This is a genomic window from Arthrobacter sp. zg-Y1171 (genome assembly GCF_025244845.1).
Classification (GTDB): Bacteria; Actinomycetota; Actinomycetes; order Actinomycetales; family Micrococcaceae; genus Arthrobacter_B.
Genome location: NZ_CP104264.1, coordinates 790,933 through 814,819, shown reverse-complemented (window position 1 = coordinate 814,819; position 23,887 = coordinate 790,933). Strand labels below are relative to the sequence as shown.

23 protein-coding genes and 1 pseudogene are annotated in these 23,887 nt (G+C 65.2%); 12 read left to right on the top strand and 12 right to left on the bottom strand.

Features of this window, described 5'->3' with window-relative positions; translation table 11 throughout:
• Window positions 1-7 precede the first annotated feature (7 nt).
• Window positions 8-403: pseudogene (locus tag N2L00_RS03880) on the top strand (Hsp20/alpha crystallin family protein); the annotation flags it as partial.
• A gap of 314 nt (window positions 404-717) precedes the next feature.
• Here N2L00_RS03880 and N2L00_RS03875 read toward each other — a convergent pair.
• The 3 genes from N2L00_RS03875 to purH all read right to left on the bottom strand — a co-directional run bounded on the left by N2L00_RS03875 (window position 718) and on the right by purH (window position 4,821).
• Window positions 718-1,680 (bottom strand): bile acid:sodium symporter family protein, encoded by a 963-nt coding sequence (locus N2L00_RS03875; protein ID WP_255863496.1) that lies wholly within the window; start codon window positions 1,678-1,680, stop codon window positions 718-720.
• 127 nt (window positions 1,681-1,807) lie between these two features.
• A complete protein-coding gene (locus tag N2L00_RS03870) occupies window positions 1,808-3,043 on the bottom strand; it encodes an NADP-dependent isocitrate dehydrogenase (protein ID WP_255793181.1) in 1,236 nt (411 codons plus the stop codon).
• Window positions 3,044-3,207: 164 nt separating this feature from the next.
• Window positions 3,208-4,821 (bottom strand): bifunctional phosphoribosylaminoimidazolecarboxamide formyltransferase/IMP cyclohydrolase, encoded by a 1,614-nt coding sequence (gene purH, locus N2L00_RS03865; RefSeq protein WP_255863497.1) that lies wholly within the window; start codon window positions 4,819-4,821, stop codon window positions 3,208-3,210.
• A gap of 263 nt (window positions 4,822-5,084) precedes the next feature.
• On the opposite strand from purH, the gene N2L00_RS03860 reads away from it, so the two are divergent.
• Window positions 5,085-6,437, top strand: coding sequence for an MFS transporter (locus N2L00_RS03860; RefSeq protein ID WP_255863498.1), 1,353 nt, complete (start codon window positions 5,085-5,087; stop codon window positions 6,435-6,437).
• Window positions 6,438-6,444: 7 nt separating this feature from the next.
• Here N2L00_RS03860 and purN read toward each other — a convergent pair whose 3' ends face one another.
• Entirely contained in the window at window positions 6,445-7,023 is a 579-nt protein-coding gene (purN, locus tag N2L00_RS03855; RefSeq protein WP_255863499.1) for a phosphoribosylglycinamide formyltransferase, read from the bottom strand.
• Window positions 7,024-7,063: 40 nt separating this feature from the next.
• Between purN and N2L00_RS03850 the strand changes: the two genes are divergently transcribed.
• Window positions 7,064-7,495, top strand: a complete 432-nt coding sequence (locus N2L00_RS03850; protein WP_255863500.1) for a hypothetical protein — start codon at window positions 7,064-7,066, stop codon at window positions 7,493-7,495.
• Here the strand turns inward: N2L00_RS03850 and N2L00_RS03845 are convergent.
• Window positions 7,492-8,742 (bottom strand): DUF6350 family protein, encoded by a 1,251-nt coding sequence (locus N2L00_RS03845; RefSeq protein WP_255863501.1) that lies wholly within the window; start codon window positions 8,740-8,742, stop codon window positions 7,492-7,494. The genes N2L00_RS03850 and N2L00_RS03845 overlap by 4 nt on opposite strands.
• Before the next feature lie 116 nt (window positions 8,743-8,858).
• Entirely contained in the window at window positions 8,859-9,605 is a 747-nt protein-coding gene (locus N2L00_RS03840; protein ID WP_255863502.1) for a TSUP family transporter, read from the bottom strand.
• A 22-nt stretch (window positions 9,606-9,627) separates the two neighbouring features.
• On the opposite strand from N2L00_RS03840, the gene N2L00_RS03835 reads away from it, so the two are divergent.
• The 3 genes from N2L00_RS03835 to N2L00_RS03825 all read left to right on the top strand — a co-directional run bounded on the left by N2L00_RS03835 (window position 9,628) and on the right by N2L00_RS03825 (window position 11,693).
• The gene (locus N2L00_RS03835; RefSeq protein ID WP_255863503.1) at window positions 9,628-10,263 is read left to right on the top strand and encodes a DUF1684 domain-containing protein; all 636 of its coding nucleotides are present in this window, start codon (window positions 9,628-9,630) and stop codon (window positions 10,261-10,263) included.
• A gap of 65 nt (window positions 10,264-10,328) precedes the next feature.
• Entirely contained in the window at window positions 10,329-10,886 is a 558-nt protein-coding gene (locus tag N2L00_RS03830; RefSeq protein WP_255863504.1) for a GNAT family N-acetyltransferase, read from the top strand.
• A gap of 12 nt (window positions 10,887-10,898) precedes the next feature.
• Window positions 10,899-11,693, top strand: a complete 795-nt coding sequence (locus N2L00_RS03825; protein ID WP_255863505.1) for an MSMEG_6728 family protein — start codon at window positions 10,899-10,901, stop codon at window positions 11,691-11,693.
• Between the two features lie 734 nt (window positions 11,694-12,427).
• Here the strand turns inward: N2L00_RS03825 and N2L00_RS03820 are convergent.
• The 3 genes from N2L00_RS03820 to N2L00_RS03810 form a co-directional block, all read right to left on the bottom strand.
• A complete protein-coding gene (locus N2L00_RS03820; protein ID WP_255863506.1) occupies window positions 12,428-13,105 on the bottom strand; it encodes a hypothetical protein in 678 nt (225 codons plus the stop codon).
• 209 nt (window positions 13,106-13,314) lie between these two features.
• The gene (locus tag N2L00_RS03815) at window positions 13,315-13,977 is read right to left on the bottom strand and encodes a DUF6318 family protein (protein WP_255863507.1); all 663 of its coding nucleotides are present in this window, start codon (window positions 13,975-13,977) and stop codon (window positions 13,315-13,317) included.
• A gap of 192 nt (window positions 13,978-14,169) precedes the next feature.
• Window positions 14,170-14,826, bottom strand: coding sequence for a hypothetical protein (locus N2L00_RS03810; RefSeq protein WP_255766906.1), 657 nt, complete (start codon window positions 14,824-14,826; stop codon window positions 14,170-14,172).
• Window positions 14,827-15,157: 331 nt separating this feature from the next.
• Between N2L00_RS03810 and N2L00_RS03805 the strand changes: the two genes are divergently transcribed.
• Window positions 15,158-16,651 (top strand): stealth family protein, encoded by a 1,494-nt coding sequence (locus tag N2L00_RS03805; RefSeq protein ID WP_370647056.1) that lies wholly within the window; start codon window positions 15,158-15,160, stop codon window positions 16,649-16,651.
• Window positions 16,652-16,720: 69 nt separating this feature from the next.
• On the opposite strand, the gene N2L00_RS03800 is transcribed toward N2L00_RS03805, so the two are convergent.
• Window positions 16,721-18,394, bottom strand: coding sequence for a catalase (locus N2L00_RS03800; protein WP_255863508.1), 1,674 nt, complete (start codon window positions 18,392-18,394; stop codon window positions 16,721-16,723).
• Window positions 18,395-18,536: 142 nt separating this feature from the next.
• Here N2L00_RS03800 and N2L00_RS03795 point away from each other — a divergent pair, with 142 nt between their 5' ends.
• Entirely contained in the window at window positions 18,537-18,962 is a 426-nt protein-coding gene (locus N2L00_RS03795) for a pyridoxamine 5'-phosphate oxidase family protein (protein ID WP_255863509.1), read from the top strand.
• On the opposite strand, the gene N2L00_RS03790 is transcribed toward N2L00_RS03795, so the two are convergent.
• The gene (locus tag N2L00_RS03790) at window positions 18,959-19,855 is read right to left on the bottom strand and encodes a phosphodiesterase (protein WP_255766903.1); all 897 of its coding nucleotides are present in this window, start codon (window positions 19,853-19,855) and stop codon (window positions 18,959-18,961) included. The two genes, N2L00_RS03795 and N2L00_RS03790, sit on opposite strands and share 4 nt — an antisense overlap.
• Window positions 19,856-20,052: 197 nt before the next feature.
• Here N2L00_RS03790 and N2L00_RS16135 point away from each other — a divergent pair, with 197 nt between their 5' ends.
• Window positions 20,053-20,700 (top strand): hypothetical protein, encoded by a 648-nt coding sequence (locus N2L00_RS16135; RefSeq protein ID WP_308219750.1) that lies wholly within the window; start codon window positions 20,053-20,055, stop codon window positions 20,698-20,700.
• A gap of 12 nt (window positions 20,701-20,712) precedes the next feature.
• On the opposite strand, the gene N2L00_RS03780 is transcribed toward N2L00_RS16135, so the two are convergent.
• Entirely contained in the window at window positions 20,713-21,462 is a 750-nt protein-coding gene (locus N2L00_RS03780; RefSeq protein WP_255863510.1) for a sulfite exporter TauE/SafE family protein, read from the bottom strand.
• Between the two features lie 96 nt (window positions 21,463-21,558).
• Between N2L00_RS03780 and N2L00_RS03775 the strand changes: the two genes are divergently transcribed.
• Genes N2L00_RS03775 through N2L00_RS03765 form a run of 3 tightly spaced genes read left to right on the top strand, consistent with a single transcriptional unit; the run spans window position 21,559 to window position 23,884 of the window.
• Window positions 21,559-21,861, top strand: a complete 303-nt coding sequence (locus tag N2L00_RS03775; RefSeq protein ID WP_255766901.1) for an urease subunit gamma — start codon at window positions 21,559-21,561, stop codon at window positions 21,859-21,861.
• The gene (locus N2L00_RS03770; RefSeq protein WP_304659956.1) at window positions 21,858-22,175 is read left to right on the top strand and encodes an urease subunit beta; all 318 of its coding nucleotides are present in this window, start codon (window positions 21,858-21,860) and stop codon (window positions 22,173-22,175) included. Before N2L00_RS03775 ends, N2L00_RS03770 begins: the two co-directional genes overlap by 4 nt.
• A gap of 2 nt (window positions 22,176-22,177) precedes the next feature.
• Window positions 22,178-23,884 carry an urease subunit alpha gene (locus tag N2L00_RS03765; protein WP_255863511.1) on the top strand — a complete coding sequence of 569 codons (1,707 nt, stop codon included), beginning with the start codon at window positions 22,178-22,180 and terminating at the stop codon, window positions 23,882-23,884.
• Window positions 23,885-23,887 lie beyond the last annotated feature (3 nt).

Below are 23,887 nucleotides of genomic sequence, written 5' to 3'. Positions count from 1 at the left end.
GATGACAATGGCGATGAAGTTTGATCCTTTCCGCGAGCTTGACCGGATGGCAGGCGCCCTTCTCGATCCCCGGCAGCGGCTGCGGCTCATGCCGATCGACCTCTACCGCGAGGGCGACCACTACATCCTCAACGCGGATTTGCCGGGCATCGACCCCGGCTCAGTGGACGTGGACGTTGACGGCCAGTTGCTGACCATCAGGGCCGAGCGGACCATCCACACCACCGAGGGGGTTACCTGGCTTAACCGCGAACGGGAAAGCGGAACCTTCCTGCGCCAGCTGAATCTTGGCCAGGGCATTGATATTGACTCGATCTCAGCGAAGTACGAGAACGGGGTGCTGAGCGTCTTCATTCCGGTGAGCGAACGGTCGAAGCCGCGCAAGATCGAGGTGGCGGCCGCCTACAAGGACGGCCACACCATTTCCGGGCAGTCTTCGTCGGAGCCTGCCTCGGTCTCGTCCAGCGGCTCGGGTTCCGGCGGTTCGGGCTCGCCGGGCTCGTTCGGCCACAGCAGCGGCAGTTCGGGCTCATCCGGTTCCGGATCCGCGGGCTCGGGATCATCCGGTTCCGGGCAGTCGTCGTCCGGCGATCCAGGCGCGGGCATCTAACCGCAGAACGGCCGGCACAACCGGCGCAGGCCCCGGACAGCGTGTCCGGGGCCTGCGCCGCGTCACGGGCGTTTCATCGGCTGCGCTGGGCCTAACCGGCCGGACGCTCAGCTGGTGGGGCGCCGCTGCCAGATGGCTGCCATCAAGGCACCGCTGACGTTGTGCCAGACCGAGAAGACCGCTGCAGGCAGGGCCGCTTCGGGAGCGAAGTACTGCCTGGCAAGTCCCGCGGCCAGCCCGGAGTTCTGCATACCCACTTCAATGGCCATGGTCCGGCGCGAGGGAATCGGCTGCCGGAACAGTTTCGCTGCGCCGTAACCCAGCCCAAGTCCCAGGCCGTTGTGCAGCACCACCGCCAGCAGGATCAGCCAGCCTGCGGTAAAGATGGCTTCGGCGCTGCCCGACACCACGGCAATAACCACGAAGGTAATGGCCAGCACCGAAATCCAGGGCAGGACAGGCAGGACCCGGTCCACCACCCGGGGCGCCAAATACCGGATGGCCAGGCCCAGCACCACCGGGATCAACACAATCTGGACAATGGACCATGCCATTGACCCGGCGTCCACCGCCATGTACCGGCCGGCGAGCCACAGCGCGAGGAGCGGGGTCAGCAGCGGCGCAAGGAGTGTGGAAACCGACGTCATGGCGACGGAAAGGGCTACGTTGCCGCGGGCCAGGTACGTCACCACGTTCGACGCCGTACCGCCGGGGGCACAGCCCACCAGGATCACGCCGGCCGCGAGTTCTGGGCTGAGCTGCAGCGCCCAGGCGATGCCGAAACCTAGCAGCGGCATAATCAGGTACTGCGCAACCACTCCCAGGAGGACGGGCAGCGGCTGCCGGAGAACCAGCGCGAAATCCGGCAGGGTCAGGGTCAGGCCCATCCCGAACATAATGAGCATCAGCCCGGGGTTGATGTAGCCGGACAGTCCGGTGAAGGCCTGCGGGAAGAACAGGGCCACCGCTCCCCCGGCAACAATCAGCAGCGGGAACACGGTTACCGCTATGCGGGCGCTTCGCTCTTCGGCGCTCTTCGCGGCGGGCTGCGCAGTGGTGGAGTTCGACATCCCCACATGGTGGCACCGCCCGTGCGGCAGCGCTAGTTGTTACGCAGGTGCTTAACAAGGCGGGGAACGACGACGGCGCGCCGCCCCGTAAAGGGGCAGCGCGCCGTCGTCGTTGGTGCAGTGGTGCTTAGGCTGCAACCTCGGCGCCCAGGCGGGCCTTGAGGTTCTCGTCCAGTGCGGCGAGGAACTCTTCCGTGGTCAGGTAGGCCTGGTCCGGGCCGACCAGCAGTGCCAGGTCCTTGGTCATCTTGCCGGATTCGACCGTCTTGATGACAACGTCTTCAAGGGTCTCGGCGAAGCGAATGACCTCGGGGGTGTTGTCCAGCTTGCCGCGGTGCATCAGGCCACGGGTCCACGCGAAGATCGAGGCGATCGGGTTCGTGGAGGTGGGCTTGCCCTGCTGGTGCTGGCGGTAGTGGCGGGTAACCGTACCGTGTGCAGCTTCTGCCTCGACGGTCTGGCCGTCCGGGGTCATCAGCACGGAGGTCATCAGGCCCAGCGAGCCGAAGCCCTGTGCCACGGTGTCGGACTGGACGTCGCCGTCGTAGTTCTTGCAGGCCCAGACGTAGCCGCCTTCCCACTTCATCGCGGAGGCAACCATGTCATCGATCAGGCGGTGCTCGTAAGTGAGGCCGGCTGCTTCGAACTGGTCCTTGAACTCGGCGTCGAAGACTTCCTGGAACAGGTCCTTGAACTGGCCGTCGTAGGCCTTCAGGATCGTGTTCTTGGTGGAGAGGTACACCGGGTAGTTGCGCTGCAGGCCGTAGGCGAAGGAAGCGCGCGCGAAGTCCTTGATGGAATCGTTGAAGTTGTACATACCCATGGCGACGCCGCCATCTTCGTTGTACGTAACAACCTGCTGCTTGATTTCTTCGCTGCCGTCGGCGGGCGTGTAGGTCAGCGTCAGGGTACCGGCACCGGGAACCTTGAAGTTCGTGGCCTTGTACTGGTCGCCGTGGGCGTGGCGGCCGATGATGATCGGCTTGTTCCAGCCCGGGACCAGGCGCGGGATGTTGGAGATGATGATCGGTTCGCGGAAGACCACGCCGCCCAGGATGTTGCGGATGGTCCCGTTCGGGGAGACCCACATCTTCTTCAGGCCGAATTCCTCGACGCGTGCTTCGTCGGGGGTGATCGTGGCGCACTTGACGCCTACGCCGTGTTCCTTGATCGCGTTGGCTGCGTCGATGGTGACCTGGTCGTCGGTCGCGTCGCGGTTCTGGATGGAGAGGTCGTAGTACTTCAGGTCTACGTCCAGGTACGGGTTGATCAGGCGATCCTTGATGAACTGCCAGATGATGCGGGTCATCTCGTCGCCGTCGAGCTCTACTACAGAGCCCACAACCTTAATTTTCTCAGCCACACGATCTCCTTGTGTGTTGGTGGGCACCGGAGCATGTCTTGTGGCATGACGGAACCCGTCTTTTTGGCTTTTATTTGAGTTCAACTATGCCACAGCCCACTATCCGCGCCCTAAACAGCAAGGCGGCGCATTACCTGCACCGCCTTGCCGTCCCAGGGTGGACTTCAGTGGAAGAAGTGGCGCGCACCCGTGAAGTACATGGTGATGCCGGCCGCCGCCGCGGCTTCAACCACTTCGTTGTCCCGGACCGATCCGCCCGGCTGCACCACCGCGCGGACACCGGCGTCGGCGAGGATCTGCAGGCCGTCCGCGAAGGGGAAGAACGCGTCGGAAGCGGCTACGGAGCCGTGGGCCCGTTCCTCGCCGGGAGCGCCGAGCGTATTGGCACGTTCGACGGCGAGCCGGCAGGAATCCACCCGGTTGACCTGTCCCATGCCCACGCCCACCGACGCGCCGTCCTTCGCCAGGAGGATGGCATTGGACTTGGCTGCACGTACGGCAGACCAGGCGAAGGCCAGATCGGCCAGCGTCGATTCGTCGGCGGCCTCGCCCGCTGCGAGCGTCCAGTTTGCGGGGTCATCGCCCTCAGCCTGAAGCCGGTCCGCCTTCTGCACCAGGACACCCCCGGACACCTGCCGGAATTCGGTGTTGCTGCGCCCGTAGCCGTCGGGCAGCGTCAGGAGGCGGATGTTCTTCTTCGCCGAAAGGATCTCCACGGCTTCCGGCTCGAAGTCAGGAGCGATCACCACCTCCGTGAAAATCTCCTTCACGGTCCGCGCCATGCCGGCAGTGACCGTGCGGTTGGCGGCAATGACTCCGCCGAAGGCCGAGACGGGATCGCAGGCATGCGCCTTGGCGTGCGCGTCCGCGATTGGGTCCGCGGCACCGGGCGAAGCCACGGCGATGCCGCACGGGTTGGCATGCTTGACGACGGCGACTGCCGGTTCCGTGAAGTCGAACGCTGCGCGCAGGGCAGCGTCGGCATCCACGTAGTTGTTGTAGGACATGGCCTTGCCATGCAGCTGGTCGGCCTGGGCAACGCCGGGATCGGCACCCTTGTCCACGTAAAGCGCCGCGTCCTGGTGGGGGTTTTCCCCGTAACGCAGCACCTCGGCGCGTTCCAGGGAGAGACCGGTGTAGGCCGGCCATTTGGTGCCGTCTTCGGTGCCGTCCCCGAACTGCTCTGCCGTCCAAGTGGCAACCGCCGTGTCATAGGCAGCGGTGTGCGCGAAGGCCTCGGCGGCCAGCCGGCGTCGTTCCGCGAGGGCGAATCCGCCTTCGGCTGCCGCGGTGACGACGTCGGAGTATTTGCCGGGATCCACCACCACAGCCACCGAGGGGTGGTTTTTCGCCGCGGCGCGGACCATGGAGGGGCCGCCGATGTCGATCTGTTCCACCACTTCGTCCTGGCCGGCGCCGGAGCGGACGGTCTCCACGAACGGGTAGAGGTTCACCACCACGAGGTCGAAGGGTTCAATCTCCATTTCCTCCAGCTGGGCAATGTGGTCCTCGCGGCGGCGGTCGGCGAGGATCCCCGCGTGGACCCGCGGGTGCAGCGTCTTGACGCGTCCGTCCAGGCATTCCTTGAACCCGGTGACTTCGGCGACCTCGGTGACCTCGACGCCCGCTGCGGCAATCTGCTTTGCGGTGGAACCGGTGGAGACTATGCTGACGCCGGCTGCCGCGAGGCCCTGCGCGAGTTCCGTCAGGCCCGTCTTGTTGTAGACCGAGATCAGGGCCCGGCGGATGGGAACACGGTCAAGGACGGGATTGCTCACAACTGACACTCCAAATGGTCGATGATCGGGGCGCAGGCCGTGCGGCCCACGAGAAGTTTATGCCTTCGCTTCCTTCCGGTCCCCGGGCTGCGTGTAACAACCCGTCTCGGGCCCGTTTTCCTGCCCGGCTGCCTGTGATCCAGCCATGGCAATATGCTCCCTTCCCGCGCGAGTCCCTTCGGTTTTATCCACATGCAGGGGCTCCGCCGCGGTAGTGTTCTCCCCGAACCCGCGCACCTCCCCTCCGAAAGGCCCCGAAACACATGTCCGTCACCAACGCCCTGCCCACCGGTGACCAGGTGGTCCAGAACCTGCCCTGGCGGTGGAAGGTCCAGGGCAAAATCTTCCTCATCGGCGGCCTCGGCTTTATGTTCGACGCCTGGGATGTAACGCTGAACGGCGTCCTGATTCCCCTGCTCTCCAAGGAATGGGCGCTGGCCCCGGCACAAGCGGCCTGGATCGGAACAGCCAACCTGCTGGGCATGGCCATCGGTGCCTTCGTCTGGGGTTCCATTGCCGATGCGATCGGCCGGAAGCGGGCCTTTTCCGCCACGCTGCTGGTGTTCTCGATCTTTACGGTGCTGGGCGCCTTCTCCCCGGACATCGTCTGGTTCTGCATCTTCCGTTTCATGGCCGGTTTCGGGTTGGGCGGCTGCGTTCCGGTGGACTATGCCCTGGTGGGCGAGTTCACTCCGAAGAAACAGCGGGGAAGGGTGCTGACCGGCATGGACGGCTGGTGGCCCGTCGGCGCAGCGCTGTGCGGTGTCACCTCAGCGGCCATCATGGCCACTTTCGCGGATTGGCGCTACACCATGCTGATCATGGTGATCCCCGCGTTCCTGGTCTTCTGGGTGCGGCGCTCGGTCCCGGAGTCTCCGCTTTATCTGGTCCGGAAGGGCCGCACGGAGGAAGCCTCCGCGGTCATCGACGATCTGGTCCGCCGCACCGGCGGGACACAGACCGAATGGCGCCTGCCCGAACCGCAGGCCCCCGAGAAGCTGTCCCTGCGCACCGTCGGCACCCAGCTCACGGACCTCTGGCGGTTCAGCGCCAAGACCACCATTGCGGCCTGGTCCCTGTTCCTGACCATCCTGCTGGTCTATTACCTGGCCCTGCAGTGGATGCCGAAAATCCTCGTGGATGCCGGGTTCGCCGAACACCGCGCGTTCCTGACCACTTCGGGGATGGCCGCCGTCGGCCTGCTGGGCGTGATCGTGGCCGCGCTGCTCGTGGAAAAGGTCGGCCGGAAATGGATCCTGGCGATTACCGGCCCGCTTTCGGCTGCCATCCTGGTGGTGGTCGCACTGGTGGTGGATATCCCCGCTGCCGCCACGATCCTGCTGCTGGTGTACGGGTTCGTGGTGCAGGTAGCCATTCCCGTGCTCTATGCCTATGTGTCGGAGCTCTACCCCACCAATCTGCGCGGCAGCGGTTTCGGCTGGGCATCCACCGTTTCCCGGATCGGCGCCGGCTTCGGTCCGCTGATCTTCGTGTCGGTGCTCTGGCCCTACCTGGGACTGCCGATGTCCTTCGCCCTGGCCGGGATCCTGGTGCTCATGGCCGTACTGTGGATGGCCCGGTTCGCGCCGGAGACAAAGGGTGCGGCCCTGGACTAGCCGGTGGTTACAGCGCCGGCAGGCCCTCGCGGCTGATCCGGTCCAGGGTTTCAATCAACAGCCGCCGTTCCTGCACCTTGATGCGTTCGTGCAGCGTTTCCTCACTGTCGCCGTCGAGCACCTCGACGGCGGCCTGGGCGAGGATCGGACCGGTGTCGACGCCGGCGTCGGCCAGGTGAACCGTGCAGCCGGTGACCTTCACACCGTAGGCAAGTGCGTCACGGACCCCGTGCGCCCCGGGGAAGGACGGCAGCAACGCCGGGTGGGTGTTGAGGTAGCGTCCCTCGAAGGTGTCGATGAAATCCTCGTCCACAATCCGCATGAATCCGGAGGAAAGGACCAGATCCGGCTCATAGGAGGCAACCTTTTCCGTGAGGGCCCGGTTCCAGTCCGCCCGCACCGGGAACTCCCGGAAGGGGACCACGAAGGTCGGGTAGCCGGCGTCGGCGGCGCGCCGGACCCCGTAGGTTCCGGGCCGGTCGGAGCCGACGGCGGCAATCTCCACGTCAAGCCTGCCGTCACGGACGGCGTCCAGCACCGCTTGGAGGTTGGATCCGGTGCCGGACACGAGGACTACGATGCGCATGCGTCCACCATAGGACGCGGCGTCCCCTACGCTTAAACCCATGACCGACGGCACCCAGCACCAGACCAAGACCTTGCCCGCGCCCGACAGCCGCCATCCCGCGCCTACAGACGAGCAAAAGCGCAACGCGATTCAGTATGTGCGAGTGTTCTGGCTCCTGATGTTCGCCATGCTGCTGAGCAGCAACCTGGTCCTGCCGTGGAAGCTGATCCCGCTTGCGCTGGGGATCGCGGCGTTGGCGGTGGGGATCATCGCCGTGGTCAAGCTGGCGAGGCGCCGGATGGGACCGCTGATGCCGGTACTGGTGTCGCTGGGCCTGGTCATTACGGCCTTCACTACTCTGGGGCTGGCCGGAATGGCCTTGCTTTGGGATGAGACCGTAACCTACGAATCCTGCATGCGCTCCGCCCTCACCCTCGATGGCGTGGAAGCCTGCGAGGCGGAATACCTGCCGTTCCAGCAGATCCGCTAGGCGTCCGGCTTGGGTTCACGCTCGAGCCACGGCCCTACGGCGTAACCAATAACGACGCCGATCCCTACTTCCGCGGCCACCCACAGCCCCAGGCACAACGGGTCCGGTCCGAGGCTGACGAAGCGTCCGATGCCAAGGGAGCCGAGGGCCAGCCAGGCAGCGCCGGCGGCCAGCACTCCGGACACCAGGCCGACGATCACCCCGAGTACAAGCGTGGAAACGGGTGCGGTGAACCAGCGGGCGCGGATCTTGATGGAAAGCCACTCGTCGAAGTGGTTTTCGCCCTCCCGGAGGAACCACCAGCCCGCCAGGATCCCGGCCATTACCGGGATCAGCAGAGCCGCGTAGCCGTATTCCATGTTTCCCACGGGCAGCGCCGCCAGCACCGGCAGTGCGGGCAGCGGACCGACGGTGGTTTCCAGCGGACTGATCATGCTTCCGGTTCCCAGCGAGAAGCCTGCGCCGGACGCCCAGCCCAGCGTCCACACCACGAAGTTGGGCATCAGGCCCAGTTCCACCACGGTGAGCACCGCCCCGCCCAGCGCACCGGCGTCGAGCCGTTCGTAGACGGACGCGATCTCGGCCCAGTTCATCGCCAGGGCCACCACCAGCAGCACGGCGGACAGACCCAGCGCGGCGAGGGTGCCTACGGCGCCGGCGCGCATCGCGGCCCACATGTAGGAACCCGCCCAGCGGGAATGCTGGCTGGTGCGGGCAATCCAATCGGTCAGGTCCATGCCGATCAACCGCACCCAGGAACCGGCCTCTATGCGGGCACCCACAATGAGCCCGGCACCTGCGGCGATCAGCGGAACCAGGGCACCTGCCGTCACGGAAATCCGCACGCCTTCGGTACTGCAGAAGTACGCCGCCGCGGCACCGATCAGCGCATAGGTGCCCAGTGCGCCCAGAACTGCCTGCCAGAGCTGGTCCGTATAGGAGGCCCGGGCAAGCCGGCGGCCCGCACGCCAGGACAGGAAGAACGGAATCAGAGTCAGTCCCAGCGGAAAGAAGGAGAGCAGCCCGGAGGCGGGTGCCTCTCCCAGTTCACCGGCGGGGAAGCTCAGTGACATCGGCACGCCGTGGATCAGCAGCCAGGCCTGTCCGCCCAGGCGGGCCAGCGAGGTGAAGTCCCGATCCGTAAACCCGTTGGCAAACCACACGCCGATGAGCGGCAGGAGGACCAGCAGGGCGGAAAGCACGGCGGCCTGGCCCAGTTCGAAGGTCCCCTGCAACCAGAGTGGCATGGGCGGCACACCCGGCTTCTTCGGCCGCAATAAAATTTTCATCGTTTCTATCGTGCCATCCGGCCCTGCACAGCCCGTTGAGGCGCCGGCGTGAGTCGGGTAACTCCGGCGCTGCCCTAGAGGTCGACCAGGCCCTTGACCAGTGCCGCTGCCGCACCGATGAACGCAATAACGATCACGGCCAGCCGCGCCTGGTCATCGCGGATGTAGCGCTGCAGTTTCTCGCCGACGAAGATGCCGCCCACGATCATGACCCCGATCAATGCCCACGCCCAGGACTGGAACGGCGGCATCTGCCCCGGATCCAGCAGTAGCTTGGACGTCAGGGTGACCGTGGCGGTGGTGACGAAGAACGGCTGCAGCGTGGCTGCGAACGGACGTTGCGGCCAACGGGCCAGCAACGCATACACGCTTACGGCGGGACCGCCGACGCCGGCCATCGCGTTCGTGATCCCGGAAGCGAAACCGGCCACGGCTTTCGGGACGTTGCCGGTCAGCACCACGGAGGTGCGCTGCAGCAGCAGCGAGATGCTCAGCGCCACGAGGACGACGGCGCCCACCGTCACGGCCAGCGGTGCGGCGGGCAGGTAAACCGCGGCTGCGGATGCCGGCACGCTGGCAATAACCGCTGGGACCGCCAACCAGCGGTACATGGACCAGTCCACGTCCCGCCAGACACGGGACATGATCAGCAGCGAAGAGACCAGTCCGCAGATGTTCACCATCAGCACTCCCCCGTGGGAGCCGAGGATGATCACCAGGAAGGGGGAAATCAGGAGCGCAAAGCCCAGGCCGGCGATCCGCTGGGCGATCGCGCCGATGAAGATGGCGACGAGCACCACTATGAGGAGTCCGGTAGTCACTCGAACACACTACGCTGGACGAATGGTATCTCCTGTCACAGCCCTTGACACCGCCGATTGGCGCCGTAACACGTTCGCCCTTTACGAGCAGGCGAGGCGAGCCGCTGACGGCATGTCGGCGTCGCACTCCCATGCCTTGTGGGCCACCGGACGCGACCGGCTCTTCGGCACCCATCCGGCGTCGCCCCTTCCCGAAGACACGCGGCGCCGCTTCCGCGGGCTGCGGACGGCCCGCTACGATCCGGCGTTCCGGTTCGAGGCGGTAATTGACGACGGCGGCGCCGGCGAGAAGATGGAGGTCGCTACGGGGACGGACGGCGTAGTGCCGTTTACCCGGCTCGGCACGGTCTCCGCTGACGGCGTGGGCAGCCTGGCGGTCTGGCATCTGGACTCCTACGGCGGCGGAATCTTCATCCCCGTGCGGGATGCGACATCCGGCGTCGACGGCGGCAGCTACGGAGGGGGACGGTACCTGCTGGACACGATCAAGGGAGCGAACCTCGGGACGGGCGATCTTCCCGGCAGCCTGATCCTGGATTTCAACTTCCTCTACAACCCGTCCTGCGCGTATGACGAGGCATGGGCCTGCCCGCTGCCGGGTCCGGACAACACCGTGGACGCCGCACTGCAGGTGGGCGAGCTCTACGCACGGTACTGATTTCGGGAAGCCTGCCGGGTTACGGGGCGGGCCGGTGAGCCGTTCCGCCTGCCTATGCTGGAAGGGTGCAAGCTTCCATTTCATCCGCAGACCTTGAAGATGTCCCCGGGCTTGCCGACCTGGCTGCCGCCACGTTCCCGCTGGCCTGCCCACCTGAGGTAACCCCGGAGGACAGCGCGGCGTTTATTGCGGCGAATCTTTCCGCCGAGCGCTTCGCCGGTTATCTCGCTGACGAGACCTACCGTGTGCTGGTCGCCCGGACGGAGGGCCGGCTCAGCGGTTATTGCCTGCTCGTGCTGGCGCCGCCGTCCGATCCGGAGGTCGTGGAGGCGCTGGAGTCGGGGCGGGCGGCGCTGCCCTCGGCCGAGCTGAGCAAGTTCTATCTGCGTCCGGCTGCGCACGGAAGCGGTCTTGCCGGGCAGTTGGTCGAAGCTGCTGCCCGGGCCGCTGAGTCGGCGGGCGCCCGGTCCATGTGGCTGGGCGTGAACAACCGGAATGTGCGGGCCCAGTCCTTTTACCGCAAATCCGGGTTCCAGGCCTTCGGGCGCCGGTCCTTCCAGGTGGGAGTCCACACTTTCCGGGACCTGATCATGGTCCGGCAGCTCGGCACCCGCGGGCAGTGACAGACTAGGCCCGTGCAGACCTTCCTTCCGTATCCGGGCTTCGCCCGCAGCGCCGCCGTCCTGGACCAGGCGAGGCTTGGCAAGCAGCGGGTGGAGACCCTGCAGTTATTGCGCGGGCTGGTGGTTCCCGACTACGGCTGGCAGCGCCACCCCGCCCTGCTGATGTGGAAGGGCTTCGTGCCGGCGCTCACCGCCTACGGGCTGGCGATGACGGATGAGTGGATTGCCCGCGGACATGCCGATACCGTCCGGGAGCAGATCCTGGAGTTCGCTCCGGAGGCTGCGGAAGCCGACGTCGATCTTCCCGCCTGGATCGGGAACGAAGAACTGCACCGCAGTCATCGCTCCAACCTCATCGAGAAGTCTCCGGACGTCTACGGACCGCTGTTTCCGGATACCGAGGCCGGATTGCCCTATGTCTGGCCCTCCCCTGCCGACGTTCCGGATCCCGTTGACCCTGGCCCGGGTGAAGGACTGTGGGTGGTGCGTGCAGTGCCCGACGGCGATGCTGCCGCCATCGTGCTGCCGATGCTTTCCGCCAAGGGCACCCCGATCACCGGTAAGCGGGGCCGGCAGTTGGTTCGGTTGCTCGAGGACATGGACGACGGCGACCAGGTGGCTGTTCTTTCTCCGGCTGACCGGACCCGCCTGCTTCTGGGCCGTGCCGGGCCAGTGGAACTCACGAACGATACGGCGGTGCGGCAGGTGAAGCTGAACGGGGAAATTTCCCGGTCAGCGTTCGCCTACCCTGCGGTTCTCCAGGATCCCCGGACGCTGTTTGCGGTGCCGCGGCCGGGATCCGTCTAGCAGCCGTCATCTGTTGGGTCCACCATGCACGTACCTTCGCGGTGGTGACGACTTCCACTTCGCCATCCTTGTCCGGATCCTCCCTGCGGTTTGTCCGAATCCCCGCGCCTTGTCCGGATCCACCCTGCGGTTTGTCCGAATCCCCGCACCTTGTCCGCCCCCCCCCTGCGGTTTGTCCGAATCCCCGCACCTTGTCCGGAGCCACCCCTGCGGTTTGTCCGAATCCCCGCACCTTGTCCGGCCCCCCCTGCGGTTTGTCCGAATCCCCGCACCTTGTCCGAATCCCCCCTGCGGTTTGTCCGAATCCCCGCACCTTGTCCGAATCCCCCCTGCGGTTTGTCCGAATCCCCGCACCTTGTCCGAATCCCCCCTGCGGTTTGTCCGAATCCCCGCACCTTGTCCGGATCCCCCCTGCGGTTTGTCCGAATCCCCGCACCTTGTCCGGATCCCCGCGCTGCGCGGCGCAGGGATTGTCACAAACCGTAGGGATTCCGACAAATCGAAGGATTTCCGGGCCCGGCGCCCGGAACTCACGCGATTCGCGGCCCTCCGGGGCAGACTGCTCGGCATGGAGAGGCAGGAAGAGCCCGACTATGTGCCGCACCGCTCTGCCGGGCCGGAACCGGCTGATCGCTGTCACACTCCGGGCTGCTAGTCACTCTACGAGCCCCGCTTCGCCGGCTTGAAACCGTAGTTCGCAGGCTCATACCACGCTGTGTCGGGCTTGTGTCGGGCTAGCATCCGACACCGCTCGGGTTCACCAGGCAGTTGTCGGCGACGCTGCGGGTTTCCGCCCGCCAGACGCTCAGGGTCTGGGCTTCGGAGGACACCGCTGCACGACCATCGATGGGAATCATCGGTCCGCCGTTCACGGAATAGGCTCCGGAGAAATGCACAGTGGCACCCACATGGTAGTCGCCGCTGGCATCGTATTTGTGGCTGGTCTGGGTCTGCTCACCCCACCGCTCCTGGGCCAACGGTGCCCCCGGGACACTAGTAGGCCCGTACACGGTGCCGTCCCCATAGTTCAGCTCGAACTCGGTGGGGGTAGCAACAATCCGGACCGTCTGGTCCAGCAGCACCATTTCAAAGACCTGCTCTGCGGCCTCGACGTAAACGTTGGTTTCCATCCCTACCAGCGTGTGGGGACTGGGTTGCAGGACCAGTTTCCCGGCAGCTATCTGGCGCTCCTGGAAGGCGGTGAGGATCTGCGCCTGGATCTGCTCGCCCACGTCCACGGGCTCTTCGGAATAGATGCAGGACGGGGTTTCGCTGACCTTTGTCCAAGTACTTGGGTCCGTTGTCTTCAATCCGGAGAACCAATAGACAAGCCGGCCGTCCTCGCCAGCTGTGCATGCGGCCTGGTTCGCTGCCAGGCAGGAGACATCGCCCGCAAGGTCGTCAAAACACACCGGCTCAAAACGATAGCCGGAAGGGTCCTCAGGGATACCTACCGGGAGAGTCGTCCATACCCCTGTTGCCGGGTCCTCCGAGTAAACAGAACCTGAAATCTTGTCGTCCTCGTGCCAACCAACATCCGCCTCACCCGCCTGAACGGAAGTCGAAGAAAACGAGACAAGGAGACAACATGCCCCCGCCCAAAGAAACCTTGAGGAGGCCTTCATGTCGTTGGGCTCTTGATCGTGACGACCACGTCGGCGGACCACCCTCTGTCGCTGAAGCGCGCTTCAATCATTTGGACTCCTGAAGCTTCTGTTCCCGCGCGCGTCCCATACGGGCCAGCCGGACCAAAATAGGAAATTTCGTCCTGCTTCTCCTGAATAAGGACCTGGTAGCGACTGTCGGGTGTCAAAACGAAGTCTGAGTGGACACCTTGCACTTCGATTTGGCCTCCAACTATCCAGTCGTCGTTTTCATATCCTTTACCCACCATCAAGTAAAAAGTGTCACAGACAGCACAGTCCGGGCCGCTGATTGCGCGGATCGGTTCCACGTCTCCGGTTTCAAAGCCGTAATTGACCAGCTCATACCAATACCGGGCGAAGGCCTCGAGCCCTTCTTTGGACTCGACCTTCGCCTCCTCCGGCATCACCGGCAGCGGGACGTTCTCCGCAGGCCCCTCAGCCGACGCGGGCTTGTACTCGGCGCTGGGAGTCGGAGTCGGAGTCGGCGTTTCCGAAGCCGTGGCAGCCGGACTCGAAGGCTGCTTCCCTGCTCCGGAATCACCAGACGCACCCGAGCACGCGGTCAGGAACAGCAACGGGACCGCAACCGCGACGGTCGCAAGCCTCACTCGGACGGTACGGCGGAGAACTTTACGCATTCGAAAACCCCCAAGGCTGGGTGGGCCGCGAGACAAAGGATCAAGCAGTCGGTTCGGCCATAGTAATCAGGCCGCTGCAGAGCGTAGCGACTTATCCACAGGGCACCAGAGTGCTCACAGAAATCAGCCGGCTTATAAATGAGGCATTTGGGAGTCTCGGATGAAAGTGCTCCCGCAGCTGCCCACCCGGTCCTAATCCGCGTTGCGCAGGGACGTCAGCATCTCCTTGATGTCGCTGTATTCCTGCGTCTCCCGGTACCGTTCGGCACCGTCGAGATAGGTATCCGTGTCCTGCGCATCCCCGGAACCGTCCCCGTACTCCCCCGCAAACCGTCCCCCGCTCGACTCGGTCAGCCTGAAGAAATCGAACAGCCCGCATTCCGGACTCTGCTGTTGACCGCTCACCACGGCGTAGGTTGCCTGGGCATTGCGTGGCCCGGACGGTGCCAGGGAGCGGTAGACAAACCGCTGGTCGGACCCCTGTTTCGACTCCAGCTTCGGCATCGGCACGCTCTCATACTCCACGTAGGACGCCGGTTCGGCAGGTTCGGTGCAGCTCAGGTCCGTGATGATGCCGGTGTCCAGCCGGGCAAGCACGCGGCCGCCGTCGTCGAGCACTTCCAGCGACACCCCGCCCGCCGGATCATTGGCGCGTGCCGGAAGCTCCCGGATGTCCCACCCGGCCGGGTGCTCGAAGCGGAGGCTGCTATCCGCCGTCGTATAGGTGGACCACTGTGGCGCGGACGACGTCGGGTCCTCCTGCGGCGGCGCAGCGCAGGATGAGATACTGGTGAGGAGCAAAGCTGCCGCGAGCAGGCCAGTGTTACGGGCGGTTATGTTACGAGCCATGGCTTTACGCGCGGTGCTGCCACGGGCGGTGTTACGGTATCCCACATCTACTCCCGGAATGTCCGTGTCCGAAGACAATGCTACTGGCGGCCCGCGGTTGAGCACATAGCGTTCGGAGCATCCCCGGCGCATCTTGAAGGACCCGCCGGACGCCCGGCAGCAGTTCCCGTGCAACGCAGCACTCATCAGCGCCTGCACTATGGGCGCCCACCCGCCCTAGGAGGTTCCTATTACCGATACAGCCGCCGAACACGATATCTACTTCGGAGCCCCGGAACCGGATCTCGAACCGGAGACCCTGCTCGCCGCTTCCCCCGCGGTGCTCCAGCGAGTGGAGCAAAGAACCAATGTCGCCCTGGTCAAGGGCCGCCTGGCCCTCATGGACACCGGTCTCACACCGCACGAGGCCATGGTGGAGGACCTGCTCTTCGTGCGCAGGGTGCTCGACGACGCCGGGGTGGAGTACCTTCTGGTGCGCGGAAACGACCAGCGTCCGGTCATTGCCGTCGACCTCCGGGTGCGCCAGCAGCTGCGGAAGGCGATGGTCGAGGCCTGCCGCGACGAGCCGTTCTACGCCCGGACCGTCGATACCAAAAAGAGCCGGACCCTGCTGATCGCAGACGGGGACCTCTCCTCCATCGACAAGGCCCGGATCATCCGCGTGTACCGCCCGCGGGCATTCACCGGCACAAACCTGCTGATTTCAGGCTCGGCCGGGGTGCAGATTGAACTCTGGGACCTGGAGGGCGAGAACATCACCCTGCCCGTGGAGAACTCCCTCACCCGCCGAACCCTGCCGGCTGCCGAGGTGGTCCGCGGCACCGTGGAAAAGCACGGACTGCTCTGGCCGACCATCGAGAACATGTTCGCGGACCACGCCACGGACATCCGGTTCGACATCGATCTGGTGTTCTCCTGGGTGGACGGCAGTTCCCCCGAGTTCCAGGCCGCCCGCGCCGCCCGGATGAGCGGCGCCGTGGTGGGCGAAGGCGACGACCACGAGGCCCGGTTCCGGCAGATCAACGAATTGAAGTACGCCCTCCGTTCAGTGCACATGTTCGCCCCCTGGATCCGCCGCATCTTTATTGCCTCGGACTCGCCGCGGCCGGACTGGCTGGCTGAGCACCCGTCCGTCACCTTCGTGCCTGCCTCCGAGCACTTCAAGGACCCGTCCGTGCTGCCCACGCACAACTCCCAGGCGGTCGAGGCCCAGCTGCAGCACATCCCGGGACTGGCGGAACACTTCCTGTACTCCAACGACGACATGTTCTTTGGCCGTCCCGTTGCCCCGGACATGTTCTTCTCCCCGGGCGGGATCACCAAGTTCATTGAAGCCAGCACCCGGATTGGCCTGGGCGCCAATGATTCCGAGCGCAGCGGCTTCGAAAATGCTGCGAGGGTGAACCGCCGGCTGCTCTGGGAGCGCTTCGGCCGGGTCACCACCCGCCACTTGGAACACACGGCAGCTCCCCTGCGCCGCAGTGTCCTGCTGGAAATGGAGGCGGAGTTCCCCGAGGAGTTCGCTGCCACGGCCGCGAGCACCTTCCGGGCCAAGGACAACATCTCCGTGACCAACTCGCTCTACCACTACTACGCGCTGCTCACAGGCCGGGCGGTCACGCAGGAGACGGCGAAGGTCCGGTACGTGGACACCACCAGTTACGCCGGCCTGAAGATGATGGACCGGCTGCTCGCCAAACGCCACAAGGACATGTTCTGCCTTAACGACGGAAGCTTCCCGGAAGTCCCCGCGGCGGAACGGGCCGAACGGGTGACGGACTTCCTCGAAAAGTACTTCCCGGTCCGGGCACCCTGGGAAAAGTAGGGAATTAAACAACGACGGCGCGGAACGCACTAAAAGTGCGGCCGCGCCGTCGTTGTTTGTGGAAGTTCCTTACCGGGTAACTACCACGTGCTCATTGGGCACGCAGTGGGTCATGGTGAGGCCTTCGACGTTCCGGGGACCGTTGTGGCCCAGGTTCTTCATGCGCTCGGTTTCTTCCTCGTTGAGTGTCTGGGTGGCCAGCGGGCCGAGATCCTTGATCTCGTCCAAGCTGATGCCCAGGCCCTCGCCGACGCGTGCGCCCAGCTCGTCATCGCTCATGTAGAAGTGCCAGAGCATGCGCTCCTGCACCGGGCGGACAGCCTGGCCGACGTTGGCAATGAAGTTGGCGACCAGGTCGTCCTTCTCCCACTGCTCCATCAGCTGGTAGCGCTGGCCGGCCTGCATATAGTCGTTTGTGCGGGGCAGGCGGGCGCGGGTCAGGCGGCCCTCAAGCTCGGGGCCAACCTCGGCCTGCTCCGGCTTGGCTGCTTCCTGCAGGCCGCCGGTGATGTTCGGCTCGTAGTTCACGTGCGGGTTCTGGCCCGGCGCGAGGTCGGTGCCGAAGGACATCTGGCCGCCGCGCTGGTTGGTGGCGACGCGTGCGTTCTTCGCGGAGTTCACCGGAAGCTGCAGGTAGTTCGGGCCTACGCGGTAGCGCTGCGTATCGGAGTAGCTGAACGTGCGGCCAACGAGCATCTTGTCGTCGGAAAAGTCCAGCCCGTCCACCAGGACACCGGTACCGAAAGCGATCTGCTCGTTTTCGTTGTGGTGGTCCGTGATGTTGCGGTTCAGGGTCATGGTGCCCACGTACTTGGGCTCAAACTCCTGCTCCGGCCAGGTCTTGGTGTCGTCCAGCGGATCGAAGTCCAGTTCCGGATGATCGTGGTCATCCATGAGCTGAACGTACAGGTCCCACTTGGGGTAGTCGCCGCGTTCGATGGCCTCGTAGAGGTCCTTCGAGGCGTGGCCCAGGTCGTTGGCCTGGATGTTCGCGGCGTCTTCCTCGGTCAGGGACTTCACGCCCTGCTGCGGGAGCCAGTGGTACTTGACCAGCTTCGATTCGCCGGCGGCGTTGACCCAGCGGTAGGTGTTCACGCCGAAGCCCTGCATGTGGCGGTAGTCCGCGGGGATGCCGCGCGGGCTGAAGAGGTTGACCAGCATGTGCATGGCTTCGGGAGTCTGCGACATGAAGTCGAAGATGCGGGCCGGTTCCTGGCGGAACGTGACGGGGTCCGGCTTCAGGGAGTGGATCACGTCCGGGAACTTGATGGCATCGCGGATGAAGAAGACACCCAGGTTGTTGCCGACCATGTCCCAGTTGCCGTCTTCGGTGTAGAACTTGACGGCGAAGCCGCGGGGGTCGCGTGCGGCCTCGGAGGAGTCACGTCCGCCGATCACGGAGGAGAAACGGATGGCAACATCGGTCTTCTTGCCGGGCTCGGAGAAAAGCTTGGCGCGGGTGTACTTGGCAATGGGCTCGTCGCCCCACTTGCCGGAAGCCTCGAACTCGCCGTACGCCACGAAACCGCGGGCGTGGACTACGCGCTCGGGGATCCGCTCACGGTCGAAGTGGCTGATCTTCTCGAGGAGCTGGTAGTTCTCAAGCGTGGCCGGGCCACGGGCTCCCACGGTCCGGGTGTTCTGGTTGTCGTAGACCGGGTGTCCCTGGCGTGTGGTCAGGGTCTTCGGGTCTCCGGCGTCGTTCTGGCCGGAAGTGGAATGCTGCTGTCCTGCGTCTGTCATAAACGTGTGCTCCTCGGTGGTGAGGTTTATTGCTGGCGGGGCAATACTACCTAGTCCACTCTCTTGCAAGGGCCGGGACAGAGTCAAGTTCATAAGCAACCTGATGGTGGCGGTGGTCGGACACCGTTGGCACACTGAGTGCATGACTAATGAAGAGCTTCCCCCGGTCGTTGAACTGTCTGATGAACAGAGCTGGAAGTACTTGGAACACACCCACCACGGCCGTCTGGCGGTCAGTGTGGCGAACCGGCCCAGCATCTATCCCATCAACTATCTGGCACACGACGGCGTGCTCCTCCTTCGCACCGCGCCGGGCACGAAGCTGGCGGAAATGGCGGTCAATACGTACGTCGCGTTCGAAGCCGACGGCGTCCACAGCGACCAGGCCTGGTCCGTCGTCGTCAAGGGGACAACCCGCTTCCTGGAGACGGGCGCCGAGATCGAAGCGGCGGACAGCCTTCCCCTGCAGCCCTGGGTTCGGACGGAGAAGTACCGCTACGTGGAGATTGTGCCCGAAACCGTCACCGGCCGGTTCTTCAACCTGGGTCCGGAGCCGCCCCGGGACTAGGCGGATGTCAGTGTGAGCGCATCTGGTAGCCGGATACCTGCTTCCGCCAGACGGGCAGCGGTTTCCTCCGGCCCCACCTGCTCCCCCACGGTGCCGCTTTCCTCCAAAGGCACCACGGAGTGCACCACCGAATCTTCGTAGAGGTGGACCATGTTGTAGCCCTGGCCCGCGTCTTGGCCTCGGGTTCCCGGCGTCGTGAGGTCCTGCGTGTAACAGGTGGCTGACGCCACGGACACGGGGATTCCGGCGAAGGTCCCGAACGTCGAATAGTGCAGGTGCCCGGCAATGATGGCCCGGACGTCGCTGCCCGCCAGGACGCCTGCAAGCCGGTGCTGCTGCCGCAGTTCGACCAGGACGGAGAGGTCCTGCACGCTGGGGACCGGCGGATGGTGCATTGCGAGGATGGTTCCCTCCGGAGCGGCCGTCTGCAGTTCACGGCGCAGCCAGGCAAGCTGGCCGTCGCTGAGCTCCCCGTGGTGGTGGTCCGGGACGGTGGTGTCCAGGGTGATGATCCGCAGCCCGCCGAGGTGGTGCACCTGGTCCACGGGTGACATTTCCGGGGCCTCGTCCAGCAGGACCTGCCGGAAAGCCGCGCGGTTGTCGTGGTTGCCCATCGCCCAGATCACCCGGGCGCCCATCCGCTCAGCGGCAGGGAGAACGATCTCCCGGAGCTTGGCGTAGGCACCGGCTTCCCCTCGGTCCGCCAGGTCGCCGGTGAAAATCAGAGCCTCAGGCCGTTGTCCGCTGTCTTCGAGGCGGGCGAAAAGCGCACGGAGTTTGGCATGGCTGTCCACTGCGCCATACAGGCGGTTGTCACCCCCGAGCAGGTGCGTGTCGCTGAGATGGAGGAGGAAATGACGCGGGCGAGGATGCTCACCCGGGAGGTATTCCATCGGAACCTTCTTGTGTCGACAGCTGCTGCAGCGTACCCCTTTATGAAAGCAGAGATGGCGACCGGTGAGTAACCTGTTCCCCCGCGTTTCGGACATTTTTGCCCCGCTCTTCGCCACCGTTCGTTCCAGCGTCTACTCTGGCGCAGGCACCGCGGCGGCCGTAGGCTCGGAATTGCATCGTCTGTGAAGGGACCCCCATGAAACTCAGCCACATTCCCCTGCGCCTGACCACCGGCGCCTACATCCTCAACTCCGGCCTCAACAAGCGCAATATGGATGCCGAAAACGCGGCCTACCTGCAGCAGATGGCCGCCCATGCCTTTCCCCAGGTACAGGACATTGAACCGGCGAAATTCGGCAAGCTGCTCAGCACGGCCGAGATCTGCGTGGGGCTGTCCCTGCTGCTCCCGTTCGTCCCCAGCCGTCTGGCCGGGCTCATGCTCGGCTGTTTCTCGGGCGGCATGGTGCGGATGTACCTCATGACGCCGGGAATGACCGAGGCGGACGGCATCCGCCCCACCCCCGACGGCCTCGGGCTGGCGAAGGACACCTGGATGGCCGGCATTGCGGCCGCACTGGTCCTGGACCGCAAGCGGCCGAAGACCAAGGTCAAGGTCGTCACGGTTCCGACGCCGGTGATGGGTACCGCAGCAGCGGTCGGGGCCAAGGGTGCTGCCAAAGCCGCCAAAGCCGCCAAGGCCGCCAAGACTGCGAAGGCTGCGAAGGCCGCCAAAGCCGACAAAGCCGACAAGCACGGAAAGGCCGTGAAGGTCGCCAAGGCCGCTGCAGCCGTGAAGGTTGCCAAGGCCGCCAAGGACCGTGCCGGGAAGTCCGGCGGCAAATAGGCTCCAGCACGGCTACTGCAGGTCGATGATCCCCTTCACCAGGGCGGATACGGCTCCGAGATAGGCCAGGACGACGACGACGCGGCGGGCCGTGGACTCGGGAACGTGCGGTGCCAGCCGGCTTCCGGCTCGAAGTCCGGCCACCGTGAGGATGCCCAGCAGTGCCCAGATCCACCAGGCAAGCTGCGGCCACTCCCCCGGGTCCACCACGGCGTGGGCCGCCAGTGTCACGATGCTCAGGGTGGCAAGGAAGGGCTGCATGGTTGCCATGAAGGAGGCCTGCGGCCACCGGGCCAGTACCGCGTAGGCGCTCACGGCCGGAACCCCGGCTCCGGCCATGGAGTTGCTGATGCCGGCCAGAAGTCCTGCGGCAGTTTTCGGCGAACCTCCGCGCAGCACCACCTGGGTGCGGTTCAGCACCAGGGATGAGGTCAGGGCGGCGAGCATGAATATTCCGACCCCGATTTCCAGCGGGCCCACTGGAAGGACCGATGCCGCGTACGTTCCCAGCACGACGCCGAGCGCCGCCGGGACGGCCAGCGAGGCGTACATTTTCCAGTCGATTCGCTGCCAGACGTGCCGGATCACCAGACCGGCGGCGAGCATCCCGCAAACATTGGTTACCACGACACCCGGGTACGGGCCGAGGGCAACAATGAAGAACGGCGCCAGCAGCAGCCCGAAACCAATCCCGGCCACACGCTGCGCGATTCCCCCAACAAAGACGGCGATCAAGATGGCCAGCAGCAGTCCGGAATTCACTGCCGAAGTCTATGGCGGAAAACTGCAGGCTCCCAATTCCTCCGCATACGCAAATTACGCAACACGACGGAAACAACCCGGTGGCAGAATCGGCGCATGTTCCTCACTCCCGCTGATAAGGACAAGCTGCTGCTTAGCGTTGCCGGCATGGTGGCACGGGACCGCCGCGAACGCGGCATCCGGCTCAACTACCCCGAGGCCGTGGCCCTGCTTTCCTGCTGGGTGATGGAACGGGCACGCGAGGGCGGGCTGGTCGCCGACCTGATGAGCGAGGGACGCTCGGTCCTGCGCCGCGACGAAGTGTTGGAAGGGGTGCCGGAAATGATTCCGGATCTGCAGATTGAAGCCACGTTTCCTGACGGCCGAAAGCTGGTCACTATTACGGACCCGATCTCATGAACCTGGTGCCGGGTGAGATCCGTACCGCGCAGGGAGACGTAGAGATCAATGCCGGACGTGAAACCCGCAGCCTGGTGGTGACCAACGACGGCGACCGTCCGGTCCAGATCGGCTCCCACTTCCATTTCGCGGACGTGAATCCGGTGCTGCGCTTCGACCGGGATGCCGCCGTCGGCTTCCGGCTGGAAGTCCCGGCGGGTACGGCCGTCCGCTTCGAACCCGGTGCCTCCCGCGAGGTCACCCTCGTCCGGTTGGCGGGCACCGGCACCGTTCCCGGCCTTCAACTCCGGGGTACCGCGCAGGAAGGGGCCTGAACATGCGGATCAGCAGGCACGAATACGCCCACCTGTACGGCCCCACCACGGGCGATTCGATCCGGCTGGGCGATACCGATCTCTGGATCAGCCCGGAACAGGATTACACCTTCGGCGGGGACGAATCCGTCTTCGGCGGCGGCAAGAACATCCGCGAGTCCATGGCCCAGTCCACCCGGACCTCCGCCGAGGGCGCTCCGGACCTGGTGATCACCAACGTCGTCATCGTGGACCACTGGGGCATTGTGCGCGCCGACGTCGGGGTCCGGAACGGCCGGATAACGGGCATCGGGAAGTCGGGCAACCCGGACATCATGGACGGAATCGATCCGGCGCTGATCATCGGCCCCGGAACCGAGATCATTTCCGGCGAGCGCCGGATCCTCACGGCCGGCGGTATCGACACCCACGTCCATCTGCTGGGCACGGACGCCCTGCGGGAAGCGCTTGCCTCCGGCATCACGACCGTGGGCGGCGGCGGCACCGGACCGGCCGAAGGGTCCAAGGCGACGACGGTGACCCCGGGCGCCTGGAACCTGCAGGTGATGCACCGGGCACTGGACCACCTCCCGCTGAACTTCCTGCTGTACGGCAAGGGAAACACCGTCAGCCAGGCCTCGCTGGAAGAGCAGGCCCTGGCCGGAGCCGCGGGCTACAAGGTCCACGAGGACTGGGGCTCGACGCCGGCCGCCATCGATGCCGCGCTGACCGCCGCGGACCGGTGGGGCGTCCAGGTGGCCCTGCACGCGGATTCACTGAACGAGGCCGGCTATGTGCAGAACACGCTGGAGGCGATCAACGGCCGCGGCATCCATGTATTCCACGCCGAAGGTGCCGGCGGCGGGCACGCTCCGGACATCATCACAGTGGCTGCCGCCGCGAACGTCCTGCCGGCGTCGACCAACCCGACCCTCCCCTTCACGGTCAACACCGTGGCGGAGCACCTGGACATGCTGATGGTCTGCCATCACCTGAATCCCCGGATCCCCGAGGACCTGGCATTTGCCGAGTCCCGGATCCGGGCCAACACCATGATGGCCGAGGACGTCCTCCAGGACCTCGGCGCCATGTCCATTACCTCCTCCGACGCCCAGGCCATGGGACGCATCGGCGAAACGATCACCCGCACCTGGCAGGTGGCGCACGTTATGAAGGAGTACATGGGCGCCACGCACTCACAGCTTCCGGCCGACAACGAGCGGGTGCGCCGTTACATTGCCAAATACACCATCTGCCCGGCCGTGGCGCACGGCATCGACCACGAGGTCGGATCCGTCGAGATCGGCAAAATGGCGGACCTGGTGCTGTGGGATCCGGCGTTCTTCGGCATCCGCCCCACCCTGGTGATCAAGGGCGGAGCCATTGTGGCCGGCCAGATGGGTGACCCCAATGCCACCCTGCCCACACCCCAGCCCGTCTGGATGCGGGAAGCACTGGCGGGAACGGCGTCGTCGGCACCGCATCTGTCCACCTCCTTCGTGGCGCCGGCCGCGCTCGACGACGGATTGGCGGACCGCCTCGGGCTGACCCGCACACTGACCGCCATCCGCTCCACCCGTGACGTCACCAAGGCGTCCCTGCCGAACAACACGGCGCTGCCGGACATCCAAGTGAACCCGGAAACATTTATGGTCAGCATCGACGGGCAGGTCATTGAACCGGCCCCCGCGTCCGAGCTGCCCCTGACCCAGCGCTACTCGCTGTTCTAGTGG